The sequence below is a fragment of the Microbispora triticiradicis genome, assembly GCF_005864065.1.
In the GTDB taxonomy this organism is placed as follows: domain Bacteria; phylum Actinomycetota; class Actinomycetes; order Streptosporangiales; family Streptosporangiaceae; genus Microbispora; species Microbispora triticiradicis.
On the sequence record NZ_VANP01000016.1, the window covers coordinates 38,743 to 51,493 of the forward strand.

The 12,751-nt window shown below is 75.0% G+C and carries 10 protein-coding genes; all 10 read right to left on the reverse strand.

The window, feature by feature from the left end; genetic code table 11:
- Nucleotides 1-92: 92 nt before the first annotated feature.
- Nucleotides 93-764, reverse strand: coding sequence for a ribulose-phosphate 3-epimerase (gene rpe / locus FED44_RS30130; RefSeq protein ID WP_111700279.1), 672 nt, complete (start codon nucleotides 762-764; stop codon nucleotides 93-95).
- 115 nt (nucleotides 765-879) lie between these two features.
- Entirely contained in the window at nucleotides 880-2,163 is a 1,284-nt protein-coding gene (locus FED44_RS30135; protein ID WP_244302417.1) for an RsmB/NOP family class I SAM-dependent RNA methyltransferase, read from the reverse strand.
- 458 nt (nucleotides 2,164-2,621) lie between these two features.
- Nucleotides 2,622-3,551: a methionyl-tRNA formyltransferase gene (gene fmt, locus FED44_RS30140; RefSeq protein WP_117408580.1), complete on the reverse strand. Its 930-nt coding sequence runs from the start codon at nucleotides 3,549-3,551 to the stop codon at nucleotides 2,622-2,624.
- Nucleotides 3,551-4,099 (reverse strand): peptide deformylase, encoded by a 549-nt coding sequence (gene def / locus FED44_RS30145; protein ID WP_117408579.1) that lies wholly within the window; start codon nucleotides 4,097-4,099, stop codon nucleotides 3,551-3,553. The genes fmt and def overlap by 1 nt, the downstream gene beginning before the upstream one ends.
- Nucleotides 4,100-4,145: 46 nt before the next feature.
- The gene (locus FED44_RS30150) at nucleotides 4,146-5,387 is read right to left on the reverse strand and encodes a hypothetical protein (RefSeq protein WP_117408578.1); all 1,242 of its coding nucleotides are present in this window, start codon (nucleotides 5,385-5,387) and stop codon (nucleotides 4,146-4,148) included.
- 23 nt (nucleotides 5,388-5,410) lie between these two features.
- A complete protein-coding gene (locus FED44_RS30155) occupies nucleotides 5,411-7,075 on the reverse strand; it encodes a hypothetical protein (RefSeq protein ID WP_138462819.1) in 1,665 nt (554 codons plus the stop codon).
- Between the two features lie 40 nt (nucleotides 7,076-7,115).
- Nucleotides 7,116-9,302: a primosomal protein N' gene (locus FED44_RS30160; RefSeq protein ID WP_138462820.1), complete on the reverse strand. Its 2,187-nt coding sequence runs from the start codon at nucleotides 9,300-9,302 to the stop codon at nucleotides 7,116-7,118.
- A 315-nt stretch (nucleotides 9,303-9,617) separates the two neighbouring features.
- Entirely contained in the window at nucleotides 9,618-10,805 is a 1,188-nt protein-coding gene (gene metK / locus FED44_RS30165; RefSeq protein ID WP_117408575.1) for a methionine adenosyltransferase, read from the reverse strand.
- A 193-nt stretch (nucleotides 10,806-10,998) separates the two neighbouring features.
- Nucleotides 10,999-11,367 carry a hypothetical protein gene (locus tag FED44_RS30170; protein WP_117408574.1) on the reverse strand — a complete coding sequence of 123 codons (369 nt, stop codon included), beginning with the start codon at nucleotides 11,365-11,367 and terminating at the stop codon, nucleotides 10,999-11,001.
- A gap of 93 nt (nucleotides 11,368-11,460) precedes the next feature.
- Nucleotides 11,461-12,672 (reverse strand): bifunctional phosphopantothenoylcysteine decarboxylase/phosphopantothenate--cysteine ligase CoaBC, encoded by a 1,212-nt coding sequence (gene coaBC / locus FED44_RS30175; RefSeq protein ID WP_138462821.1) that lies wholly within the window; start codon nucleotides 12,670-12,672, stop codon nucleotides 11,461-11,463.
- Between the last annotated feature and the right edge of the window lie 79 nt (nucleotides 12,673-12,751).

The window sequence follows — 12,751 nt, forward strand, 5'->3', positions numbered from 1 at the left end:
GGCCCGTCCGGGGGACGGCCGCGCGGGTCCGCGGCGTGACCGGGCGCAGCCCGGCCGGCAAGCCCGGCCGAGAAGCCCGTTCGGATGGCCGGTCAGGAGGGCGGGGTCGCCCGCTCGGCGAGGTTCCTGAGCTCCGTGACGGCGCGGGCGGGGTCGTCGGCACCGTAGACGGCGTTGCCGGCCACGAAGACGTCGGCCCCGGCCTCGGCGCAGCGCTCGATGGTCTCCGTGGACACGCCGCCGTCGACCTGGAGCCACACCTCGCCGCCGTACTTGTCGATCAGGGTGCGGGCCCGCGACACCTTCGGCAGCACGATGTCGAGGAAGCGCTGCCCGCCGAAGCCCGGCTCGACGGTCATGACGAGCAGCATGTCGATCTCGGGCAGCAGGTCCTCGTACCCCTCCACGGCGGTCGCCGGGTTCAGCGCGAGACCGGCCCTCGCCCCGGCCGCGCGGATCGCCCGCAGCGTGCGCACGGCCGCCTTGGCGGCCTCGGCGTGGATCGTGACGCTGCCCGCGCCCGCCTCGGCGTAGTCGGGCGCCCACCGGTCCGGCTCCTCGATCATGAGGTGGCAGTCGACCGGCGTCGAGGTCGTCTTCAGCAGGGACTCGACGACCGGCAGGCCGAGCGTGAGGTTGGGCACGAACCGGTAGTCCATCACGTCGACGTGGAGCCAGTCGGCGACGTTCTCGACCCGCGCGGCCTCGTCGGCGAGGCGGGCGAAGTCGGCGGACAGGATGCTGGGCGAGATCTGAACGGCCATAGTCCCTGCAGTCTATTCAGCCCTGGCGCCAGGTCCCCGCCCCCGCCCTGTGCCGCCTCGTGCCGCCCTGTGCTGCCCCGGGACCGGTCCCGGGAACCCGTGGCGAGGACGCTCTTCAGGGACGGCGCAGCAGCGCCAGGAACATCGCGTCGGTGCCGTGCCGATGCGGCCAGAACTGCCCGTACGGTCCGTCGCCGAGCCCCGGGACCTCGGGCAGGAACGCGCGCGCGTCCAGCACCTCGGCCCGGTCGCGCACGTCCTCCACCACCGCGCGGGTCTCGGCCAGGTGCGGCGAGCAGGTCACGTACGCCACGACGCCGCCCGGCCTGACGGCCTCCAGCGCCGAGTCGAGCAGCCGCCGCTGCAACGCGGTGAGCTCGGGGATGCTCCGGGGGTCGCGCCGCCACCGGGCCTCCGGCCGTCTGCGCAGCGCGCCGAGCCCGGTGCAGGGGGCGTCGAGCATCACCCGGTCGAACGCGCCGGGCCGCCAGGCGGGCCGGGTGCCGTCCGCCGTGATCACCTTCGCCTCGCGGGTGGTGCCCCAGACCAGACGGGCGCGGTGATACTGCAGGTCGGCGCCGAGCAGCCGGGCGCCTCGCTCCGTGGCCACCGCGTCGAGCAGCCCGGCCTTCCCACCGGGGCCCGCGCACATGTCCAGCCAGGTCGTGTCGTGGTCGAGCGGCACACGGGTCAGCGCGAGCGCGACAAGCTGGCTGGCCTCGTCCTGGACCGCCGCCCGCGCCTCCCCCACCGCCGCGAGGGAGCCGGGGTCGCCCTCCGGCAGATACGCGGCGTACGGTGAGTAGGCGCCGGGCTCCGCCCCGGCGGCGAACAGCTCCTCCACCGTGGCCCGCCCGGGCCGCGCCACCAGCACCACCCGGGGCCGCTCGTTGTCGGCCTCCAGCAGCGCGGCCGTCTCGTCCAGGTCGCCGCCGACCGCGTCGCGCAACGCGGTGACGATCCAGCGCGGATGGCTGTAGCTGACGGCGAGGTGGCCGGCCGGGTCCTCCTCGCGGGGCGGCGCCACGATCTCCAGCCACTGCTCCAGCGTCCGGCCCGCGACCTTCCGCAGCACGGCGTTGGCGTACTTGGACGGGCCCGGCCCGACGCGCAGCCGTACGAGGTCGATGGTGGCGCTGACCGCGGCGTGGGACGGGATCCGGGTGCGCAGAAGCTGGTGCACGCCGAGGCGCACCGCGTCGAGCAGCGGCGGGTCGACCTTCTCCGGCGGGCGGTCGCTGCACGCGGCGATCACTTCGTCGTAGGTGCCGAGGCCGCGCAGCGTCCCGTAGGCCAGCTCGGTGGCGAGGGCCGCGTCCCGGCCGGTGATCCGCCGCTGCCGCAGCAGCGTGGGCATGAGCAGGTTGGCGTACGCGTCACGCTCGTCGACGGCCCGCATCAGGTCGTAGGCGGCGTTACGCGCCTCGTCGCGCGGCGGGCGGCCACGGCCCTGCCTCCGCTGCCCGGTCCTCGCCTCGGGGGCGGCCTGCCCGGCGTGCCCCGTCTGCGCGCCGCGTCCCGGCCGGGCCCGGCCGGCACCGCCGCGCGGTCCGCTGCCCTGGCCGCCGCCCTGGCCACCGTTCTGGCCGCCGCCCCGGCCCTCTGCCTGGCCGCCCCGCCGGCCGCGCGGCGCGCCGCCCCCTGCGTCGCCGCCCTGACCCCTGCCCTGCTTCACCCTGTCACCCTCGACCCTGCCACCCTCGACCCTGTCATCCGTGAACCAGCGGGCAACCCTAGCGCCTTCCTCCGCCACCCCGCCGCCCGGCGCACGGTCCGCCCGCGCCGTGCACCGCCCGGAACGCGTCCGCCTCGACGCGGCGCCGCCCGGTCACGTCGGTGGTGGTGGCCACAGGTCCCTCAGACCAGCGTCTCACCGTCGGCGAAGCGAACGCCGCGGCCCCACTCGGCGGCGGTCATCTGCCGCTTGCCCTGCGGCTGCACCTCGCCGAGTTCGACGGGGTGGCTGGCGGTGCCGACGAGCACGGTCTTCCTGGTGGCCGCGATCTCGCCCGGCGCGAGCTTGTCCGCGTCGGGGGCGAGCCGCACCGGGCCGATCTTGACCCGCTGGCCGCGGAACTCCGTCCAGGCGCCGGGAGCGGGGGTGCAGGCGCGCACGAGCCGGTCCACCCGCATCGCGGGCGCGGCCCAGTCGACGCGCGCGTCGTCGACCTCGATCTTCGGGGCGAGGCTGACGCCGTCCGCGGGCTGCGGGCGCGCCTCCAGGGCGCCGTCCTCGACGCCGTCCAGCGTGGCCAGCAGCAGGCCCGCGCCCGCCTCGCCGAGCCGGGCCAGCAGCGTGCCGCTGGTGTCGTCGTCGCGGATCGGCTCGGTCAGCACGCCGAAGACCGGCCCGGCGTCCAGCTCCTTCACGATGCGGAAGGTCGAGGCGCCGGTGACGTCGTCACCGTGCAGTACGGCGTGCTGGACGGGGGCCGCGCCCCGCCACGCCGGCAGCACGGAGAAGTGCAGATTGATCCAGCCGTGGGGCGGGATGTCGAGGGCCGCCTGCGGAAGCAGCGCGCCGTAGGCGACCACCGGGCAGCAGTCCGGGCCGATCGCCCGCAGCCGGTCGAGGAAGTCAGGGTCGCCGGCCTTCGCCGGTCTGAGCACCTCGATGCCCGACTCCTCCGCGAGCTGGGCCACCGGGCTGGGGTGCACCTTCCGCCCCCGGCCCGACTGCGCGTCCGGCCGGGTGACGACGGCGGCCACCTCGTGCCGGGGCGAGTCCAGCAGGGCGCGCAGCGACGGCAGCGCGGCGTCGGGGGTACCGGCGAAGACCAGGCGCACTACAGGGCCCGTCCCTGCGTGGCGTGCGGCGAGATCTTCACCACCGGGGCCGACAGGCCGCTCCACTCGGCCTCGCGGATCGCCTTCATGGCGAGCTTGCGCTGCTTCGTGTCCATCCTGTCGATGAACAGCACGCCGTCCAGGTGGTCGGTCTCGTGCTGGAAGCAGCGCGCCATGATGTCGGTGCCCTCGATCGTCACCGGCTCGCCGTGCATGTTGAAGCCCTTGGCGACCGCCCGGATCGCCCGCGGCGTGGGGAAGGACAGGCCGGGGAAGGACAGGCAGCCCTCCTCGCCCTCCTCGTCCAGCTCGTCGCCGAGGTCGAGATCGGGGTTGATCACGTGGCCGAGCTGCTCGTCCACGTAGTAGGTGAACACGCGCAGCCCGACGCCGATCTGCGGCGCGGCGAGCCCGGCGCCCGGCGCGTCCATCATCGTGTCGGTCAGGTCCTTCACGAGCCTGCGCAGCTCCTTGTCGAAGTCGACCACCGGCTCGGCCGGCGTGCGCAGCACGGGGTCGCCGAACAGGCGGATCGGCTGAATGGCCAAGGGTCGGCTCCGTTCACGTCACATACACGAGGAGGATCACCACAGTCTATGTGCGCGACCGCACCTTCATCGCCGTCTTCCTGGCCGTCTTCGCGATCAGCGGATCGGGGTGGTGCCGGCCGAGCATCTCCAGCACGGCGAGGGCGTCGGGGTGGTCGGCCCGGCCCATCTCGGGCACCAGCGCGAGCAGGTCCTCGCCGAGCAGGTCGAAGTGGGCCACGGAGTCGACCGGGGCGCCGATGTAGAGCAGGGCGGCGAGGGTGTCCACCGCCACCCAGGCGCCGTCGCCCTCGCCGAGCGCGGGCGCCTCCAGGTCCCGCACGCCCAGCCAGGCCGCGGCGTAGCGCCACATCATCGGCTCGTCCAGGGCCTCCCGTACGGCCTGCGCGGCCTCGGGGCCGAGCTCCTCCAGCACGGTCCCCGCGGTGCCGCGCTGGGCCGCGTCGCCCGACGCGGCGATCTTGATCAGCTCCCGCGCGGCGTCCTCCGGGACGCGGCGCTCCAGCCAGAGGGTGGCGGCGCTGGCGGACGCCCGGCCGTGCAGCATCGCGTCGATGAGGTCGGCGGCCCCCAGCTCGGCCAGCGCGGCCACCTCGCCCAGGGACGGCGCGTCGTGCCCCTCCCGCAGCAGGTCGCGGCGCACCGCCCACACGCCCGGCTGGCTGAGGCGGACCAGCTCGCCGGTCAGCTCGATCAGCCCGCAGTACTCCAGCAGCGCCATCGCCGCCGACAGCTCGCCTGGCAGGGTCATCCGCAGCCGCCGCAGGTCGGCCGGCCGCGCCTCGCATCCCACCTCGTGCGCCTGCAGGATGCCGCCGGCGAGCGCCGCGAGCGGCATGCCCTCGCGCACCGAGTAGATCGTGGCGAGGATCTCGGTGAGGTGCTCGTCGACCACGGCCGAGCCGGTGAGGCCCTCCTCGGTCCGGTCGAGCACGTCCATGACCACGCCGTCCCAGAACTCCATGGGGTCGGGCACCCCCGGCCCGGGGCGGGCGCCCTGGCGGGTGACCTCCACGAGACGGCCGTTCACCGCGACCACCCACAGCAGCCGGAGCCGGGCGGCCGCCAGGCCCAGCGCGGCGACGATGGCCTCCGCCTCGGCCGGGTGCGGCAGCCCCTCCTCGGTCACCTCGCAGACGCCCTGGGAGGAGGCCGCGCAGCGGCCCCCGACCCACTCGGCGAGGCGGCGGGCGTCGCGTACGAGGGGGACCTCCCGGACCGCGTGGACGAGCTCCTCGTCGGGGGCGATGTCGACCGGCGGGAAGGTGAGCACGTCGCTGTCGGCCATTCCAGCAACTTACTGCACAGCAGTCACCTGATGCCCCGCGAACGTGCCTTGAAGGCCGCTTTCCGGGCGGCCTTCGCGGCGGCCTGGTCCCGCAGCGTGTTGCCGAGCAGCTCCAGGACCTCGACGACGTCGGGGTGCTCCACCCGCCACATGTCCTCGATCAGATGCGGGGGCGGGCCGGAGGCCGCGATGTTCTCCGCGAAGCCCTCGGGGTCGGCCTCGGCGGCGGGCAGCGCCAGCGCCAGCATGTCGACGCTCATCCACAGCACCTCCTCCGGCGTGAGCGCGGGGGCCTCCAGGCCGCGCGAGGACAGCCAGTGGATGGCGTGCGGGCGAAGCTCGGTGTCGTCCAGGTAGGACCGCACGACGGGAGCCGCCTCCCGGCCCAGCCGGTCGACGATCGTCACCGCGACCCCGCGCACCTCCGCCGGGGCGCCCGCGACGGCGGCCAGCAGCTCCGCCGCGGCCTGCTCGGGCGTACGGCGGGACAGCCACTCGGCGATGTCCCGTTCGGCCGCCTCGTCCGCGGGGCCGTCGCCGATGAGGCCCGCGATGAGGCCGCTCGCGTCGCCTTCGGCCAGGTCGGGGGCGAGCGGCGCGTCCATGCCCATGCCCGCGTACACCTCGCGCAGGCCCCACAGGGCGTGCGTGGTGAGGGCCAGGCCGTCCTCCGTACGCTGGACCGTTCCCGCGTACGCCAGGCCGGTCAGCGCCTCGTCCAGCCGCCCCACCGGCCGCCCGTCGGCCAGTTCACGCAGGTAGTCGGCGAGCGCGTCCACCTGGACGGGCGACTGCAGCCGGTAGAGCAGGTCGTGGATCTGGGCCATCCCGTCGTCGACCACCCGCTCGCCGGTCAGCGGCACCAGGCCCTCGATCAGCAGCTCCAGCGCCCCCGTCCACAGGTCGAGCACCTCCTCGTCGCCGCGCTCCGCCAGGTCGCGGAAGCCCTCGGCCGCCTCGACGGCCGGAGGGCCGGCGTGCGCCAGCCCCAGTTCGAGCGCCAGACGCCAGGCGGCCTCGGGGCGTCGTACGCCGAGGCCGTCCCTGATCGCGCGGGCGTCCGCGGCGCGCAGCGAGCGGCGCAGGGTGAGGGTGCGGCGGCCCTCCGCCAGCCACGTCACCACGCGGTGGGCGTCGACCAGCAGCGGCACCTCGCGCGCCGCCCGCGCCACCTCCTCGGCCGGCGCGAGCCGTACGGGCGGCAGCGGCGCGCAGCCGGGGCAGTCGCAGTCGGGGCCGTCCGTCTCCCCCTCGGCCCGGCCGCCCGCGGCGTCGAGCTCCAGCGAGTCGGGGCCGATGGCGCTGAACAGGCTCTTGGCCATGCCGAACTTGGACGTGTCGGCGAGCGCCCGGGGCATCTCGGGCTCGATCTCGTCGATCGTCGCCCGCATCCGGGCGGCGGTCTTGCCGCCGATCTCGCCTGTGTCCAGGAGGAACTCGACCAGCGTGCGCGCCGCGGCCACGGTCTCCGGCGCGCTCTCGGGCGGCGCGATGACCTTGCGCGGGTAGATCTCCAGCAGGAGCTCCTCGAAGGTCCCCGGCCGGAAATCGCCCAGCTCGTTGACCTCCAGATAGTCGCTGGCGTAGTCGCACAGCAGCCGTACCTCGTCGACGTCGACCTCGACGTTCCTCTCCCGCCCCCAGGCGCGGAGGCCGTCGACGGCCCGGTTCACCCATTCGATCGACACACACGCACGCTAACGGCTCGCTTTGTGCGAGGCGAATCGGTCAGATGAGATCGAGCGGATCAATGTTCACTCGGACCACCTCCGGCGCCTTGCGTGCCGAGCGCACCCCGGAGGCGCCCTTGAGCGCGCGGGCGAGCGCGGAGCCGAGGTGACGCGGCACCCGGACCATGGCGCGCTCCTGCCCGCCGTCCACCGGCACCGGCCCCAGCACCTGCGCCCCGGCGGGCAGGCCGGCGTCCGCCAGCGTCTCCCTGACGGCCGCCGCCGGGCCGGTCAGCGTGGCCAGCCGCACGGCCGGCGGGAAGCCCAGCTCGGTCCGGTCGTCGAGCTCCCGCTCGGCGAAGGTGACGGGGTCCCAGCGCAGCAGGGCCTGTACGGCCGGGACCGCCGCGTCGGCCATGACGACCAGCTCGCCCGCCGGCCGCAGCAGCGCGGCGGCGTTCGCCCAGCGCCGCAGGGTCTCCTCGGCCGCGCGCAGGTCGGGACGGCCGAGCAGGGCCCATCCGTCGAGCAGCACGCCGGCCGCGTAGCCGCCGTCGGCCACCGGTTCGGCCCCGGGGGTGGCCACGACCAGTGCCGGAGCGCCGCTCACCCTGGCCAGGACCCCGTCGCGTCCGCTCGTGCGCACGGCGACGGACGGGAAGGCCCGGCCCAGCTCCTCCGCCGTCCGCCGGGCGCCCACGATGACGGCCCGCACGCCGGTCCCCCCGCAGGAGGGGCAGCGCCAGTCGCCCGCGATCCGGCCGCACCAGCGGCAGTACGGCATGGCGTGCCCGCCCCGCAGGGCCAGCGGTCCCGAGCAGACCGGCCCCGAATACGACGGCTCCGAGTGCGGCTGCTCCGAGTGCGACGGCTCCGTGGCGAGGCGGACCGGCGGCGCGCCCGAGCAGCGGGCGGGGGCGCGGCAGTGGCGGCACGCGAGCGCGGGCAGGTAGCCCCTGCGCGGGACCTGCACCAGGACGGGCCCGTGCTCCAGGCCCTCACGCAGCGCCCGCCAGGCGACGCTGGGCAGGCGGGCGGCCCTGGCCGCCTGGTCGCGGGCCAGTTCGGCGTCGTCGCCCGCGGGACGCACTCTGGGGGCCCGCGCCCGCACCACCGCGCGGTCGGGCACGAGAGGGCCGGCCCAGCCCGTGTCGACGAGCGCCGTCGCCTCGGCGGTGCGGGCGTAGCCCCCGACGAGCAGGCCCGCTCCCGCCTGGTGGGCGCGCAGGCCGAGGACCTCCCGCGCGTGGGGATAGGGGGCGTGGCGCTCGGCGTGCAGGTCGTCGCCGTCGTCCCAGATGACCGCGAGGCCCAGCCGGGCCACCGGGGCGAAGGCCGCCGGGCGGTTGCCCACCGCGATGCCGGCCTCCCCGCGCAGCGCCTTGAGCCAGCGCCGGTATCGCTCGGCGGGCCCGAGGTCCGCGGTGATCGCGACGTGCGGGGTGTCGCCCAGGGCCTCGGCCACCAGCGCGACGTCCTTGCCGTCGGGAACCACCACGACGACGCCCCGGCCGCCGTCCAGCGTCGCCCGCGCGGCTGCCGCGATCGCGTGGGGCCACGTCGGCCCGTCGGCGTCCGTGCCGGGCAGGGCGGTCCACACCGCCCGCGGCGCCCTGCCCTCGGCCAGCGCCTCCAGGAACGAGGCCCCCGCCGGATAGGCCTCCCACGGACCCGCGTGCGCGTCCTTCCCCGCCGGGGCGGCGGCGGCCGCGGGGAGATCGGCGCGGCGGACGGGGGTGCGCGCCTCGGCCTCGACCCGGGCGTGCCGCGGCGGCACCGCCAGCCGCAGGACGTCGGGCAGGGTCCCGGCGTAGCGGTCGGCCACCGCGCGGGCCAGGCGGGCGATCTCGGGGGTGAGAACGGGCTCCGGGGAGATCACCCGCTCCAGGAAGGACAACCGCCCGCCGTGTTCGCTTTCGGTGAGCCGTTCGAGCAGGTAACCGTCGGCGAGCTGACCGGCGAAACGGACCCGCACCCGGCAGCCGGGCACGGCCTCGGCGTCCATCTCGGCGGGGACGAGGTAGTCGAACGGCCGGTCCAGGTGCGGCAGCGGCGTGTCCACCACGATCCGGGCGACCGGAAGGCTCGCCGCCGCCTCACGCGCCCCCTTGCGCGCGCCCGCCCGCGTCCGCTCCGCGCCCGCCGCACGAGTCCGCCCGGTGGGCTGGATGAACCGCTTCCCGGCGGCGGGAGGCGCCGGTAGGAGCGCCTCCTGCGGATGAGGGGCACGGGTCGGCTCGGTCACGTGTACGTCCTACCAGACCCGGCGGGCCGCAATCGCCCACAGGCCCGCGGGCTGTGGGCGAAGCCGGTCGAGGGTCCGGGCCGGCGTGCCGAGCGCCGGCCTGCTCGCCGAACAGCAGCAGGCGATGCTCGCCCAGGACTGTCGCCTGTGACAGGGCACCGGCCCGCAGGCTGTGGGCGAAGCCCAGCGAGCGGGGTCGTCGCCTGTGGCCACGCCGGTTTCGCGGGGCCCCGGCCCGGCGGGGCCGGCCTGCTCGGCCGGGCGTGCCTGTCCGGCGCCGCCGCGAGGGCGGCGCCGGGGTCCGTCAGGGACGGGTCACAGGCCCGCGGCGGTGCGCAGGGCGTCGGCCCGGTCGGTGGACTCCCAGGAGACGCCCTCACGGCCGAAGTGGCCGTACGCGGCGGTCTCGGAGTAGATCGGGCGCAGCAGGTCGAGGTCGCGGATGATCGCGGCCGGGCGCAGGTCGAACACCTGGAGCACCGCGTCCTGGATCACGTTGACCGGCGCCTTCTCGGTGCCGAACGTCTCGACGAACAGGCCGACCGGCTGCGCCTTGCCGATCGCGTACGCCACCTGGACCTCGCAGCGGTCGGCCAGACCGGCCGCGACGACGTTCTTGGCGACCCAGCGCATCGCGTAGGCGGCCGAACGGTCCACCTTGGACGGGTCCTTGCCGGAGAAGGCGCCGCCGCCGTGGCGGGCCATGCCGCCGTACGTGTCGATGATGATCTTGCGGCCGGTGAGCCCGGCGTCGCCCATCGGGCCGCCGATCTCGAAGCGGCCGGTCGGGTTCACCAGCAGGCGGTAGCCCTCGGTCTCGATCTCCAGGTCGGCCAGCACCGGCTCCACGACGTGGTCGCGGATGTCGGGGGCCAGCATCTCCCGCAGGTCGATCTCCGGGGCGTGCTGGGTGGAGACCACCACGGTGTCGAGGCGGACCGGCCGGTCGCCGTCGTACTCAATCGTGACCTGGGTCTTGCCGTCCGGGCGCAGGTAGGGAACGGTCCCGTTCTTGCGGACCTCCGACAGGCGGCGGGCCATCCGGTGCGCGAGCGTGATCGGCAGCGGCATCAGCTCGGGGGTCTCGCGGCAGGCGTAGCCGAACATCAGGCCCTGGTCGCCCGCGCCCTGGCGGTCGAAGTCGTCGGCGCCCTCGCCCTCGCGGTGCTCGTAGGCGTCGTCGACGCCCTGGGCGATGTCCGGCGACTGGGCGCCGATGGACACCGACACGCCGCAGGAGGCGCCGTCGAAGCCCTTGTGGGAGGCGTCGTACCCGATCTCGAGGATCTTCTCCCGGATCAGGGCGGGGATGTCGACGTAGGTCTCCGTCGTCACCTCGCCGGCGACGTGGACCTGGCCAGTGGTGATCAGCGTCTCGACGGCGACCCGGCTCTTCGGGTCGTCCTTGAGCATCGCGTCGAGAATCGCGTCACTGATCTGGTCAGCGATCTTGTCCGGGTGGCCCTCGGTGACCGACTCGGAGGTGAACAGGCGACGGGACAACTCTGGGCTCCTCATGCAGCGGCTGCTGACGTCTGTGAAGGACCGCCGGTAGGCCCTACCGGCGGCCATTCGATGCTCACGCGAGTCTAGCCTCAGGCGATGCGGCGCGGCACAGCCATCCCGGTTCCGGCCACGTCACCGGTTCCCCGACAGGCGGCGGGCAGGACGCGCCCGCCGGGGTCCCGGACTCCCCTCAGAGGTCGGGGAGGGGATCTCTGGGCAGGTCACCGGGGGAGAAGGCCTCGGCGTCCGCCGCCGCGACCACCGCCGCGTACTCGTCGTCGACCTCCAGGGTCATGCCGTCGATCTCGATCCTCGGGCCCGACCCGAACTCGACCGGCCCGAGTCGGGTGCGGCGGGGGTAGCGGGCCCACACCCGCGACGGCTCGTCCCGCGTGAGCATCTTGGTGGACAGCAGCGTGACCGAGCGGTTCGTCACGACGACGAGAAAGCTGATCATGGCAGGAGGAGGCAGGGCCACCGCGGGAAAGACATAGCGGATGTCCTCGCCGGGGCCGAGCATGGCCCGGCAGCGCTCTCTGATCGTGGCGGACACCGGCATGCGATCGCTCCCTCGACGCACCCTGCGGAGGCGGGCACGGACGCCCGCACCGGCACCACGCGAGGTCCGCGAGGGGTCGAGGTCCACGAGGGGTCAGGGGAGACGCCGTACCACCAGGTTCCACACTACGTCGGCGAGATCCTCTTTGGGACCCCTCGGAATCTCCACCGACTCGCCCTCCGCAGTGAGGACGACGGCGGCGTTGTCGGGCGTGCCGAACGCGAGGTTCTCCCCCACCTGGTTGACCACGAGCAGGTCGCAGCCCTTGCGTTCCAGCTTGGCGCGCCCGTTGGCGAGAACGTCGTCCGTCTCCGCCGCGAAACCCACGATCACCCGCGGGTACGTCCCGCCTCCGGCCCGGCGGGTCTCCCCCAGCTCAGCCAGGATGTCCGGATTTTTCGTGAGATGGATTGGATCGGGCTCGGCGGCCGACTTCTTGATCTTCGTGCCGCTCTGCCGTACGGGCCGGAAGTCCGCGACGGCGGCGGCCATGACGACGGCGTCGGCGTGCTCCGCGGCGGCCAGGACCGCCTCGCGGAGCTGCGTCGCCGACTCCACCCGCACCACCTTCGCGCCCGCCGGGTCGGGCAGCGCCACGTTCGCCGACACCAGCGTGACCTCCGCGCCCCTGGCGACGGCCGTACGGGCGAGGGCGTATCCCTGCAGCCCCGAGGAGCGGTTGCCGATGAAGCGGACGGGGTCGATCGCCTCACGGGTGCCGCCGGCGGAGACGACGACGTGCCGCCCCGCCAGATCGCCGCCGCGGCCCGCGAGCACGCGCCGGCAGACCTCGAAGATCTCGGCGGGGTCCGGCAGCCGCCCGGGGCCCGTGTCGGCGCCGGTGAGCCTGCCGCTCGCGGGTTCGATCACCACCGCGCCCCGCTCCCGCAGCGTCGCCACGTTGGCGCGCGTGGCGGGGTGCTCCCACATCTCGGTGTGCATCGCGGGCGCGAACACCACCGGGCAGCGCGCCGTGAGAAGTGTGTTCGTGAGGAGGTCGTTCGCCATGCCGTGCGCGGCCCGGGCCAGCACGTCCGCCGTCGCCGGGGCGACGACCACCAGGTCCGCGGACTGCCCGATGCGCACGTGCGGCACCTCGTGCACCGACTCCCACACCTCTGTGGTCACCGGGTTGCCCGACAGCGCGGCCCAGGTCGGCTCGCCGACGAAACGCAGGGCGTCCCTGGTCGGCACGACGCGCACGTCGTGTCCCGACTCCGTGAAGAGGCGCAGCAACTCGCAGGACTTGTAGACCGCGATGCCCGCGCTGACGCCCAGCACGACTGTGTTTCCCGCTTCGCTCATCGGGGCGCTCACTCCCGGCTTCTTCCCTCGTCGCGCTCTGGTCGCTTCGCTCCCGCGCACTCCTCAGTCCAGAAACCGG

Coding starts and splice junctions, on each gene's coding strand:
- coaBC (WP_138462821.1), bottom strand. CDS start 12,672: ATGAGCGAAGCGGGAAACACAGTCGTGCTGGGCGTCAGCGCGGGCATC.
- FED44_RS30150 (WP_117408578.1), bottom strand. CDS start 5,387: ATGGCCGACAGCGACGTGCTCACCTTCCCGCCGGTCGACATCGCCCCC.
- rpe (WP_111700279.1), bottom strand. CDS start 764: ATGGCCGTTCAGATCTCGCCCAGCATCCTGTCCGCCGACTTCGCCCGC.
- FED44_RS30170 (WP_117408574.1), bottom strand. CDS start 11,367: ATGCCGGTGTCCGCCACGATCAGAGAGCGCTGCCGGGCCATGCTCGGC.
- FED44_RS30135 (WP_244302417.1), bottom strand. CDS start 2,163: ATGCGGGCCGTCGACGAGCGTGACGCGTACGCCAACCTGCTCATGCCC.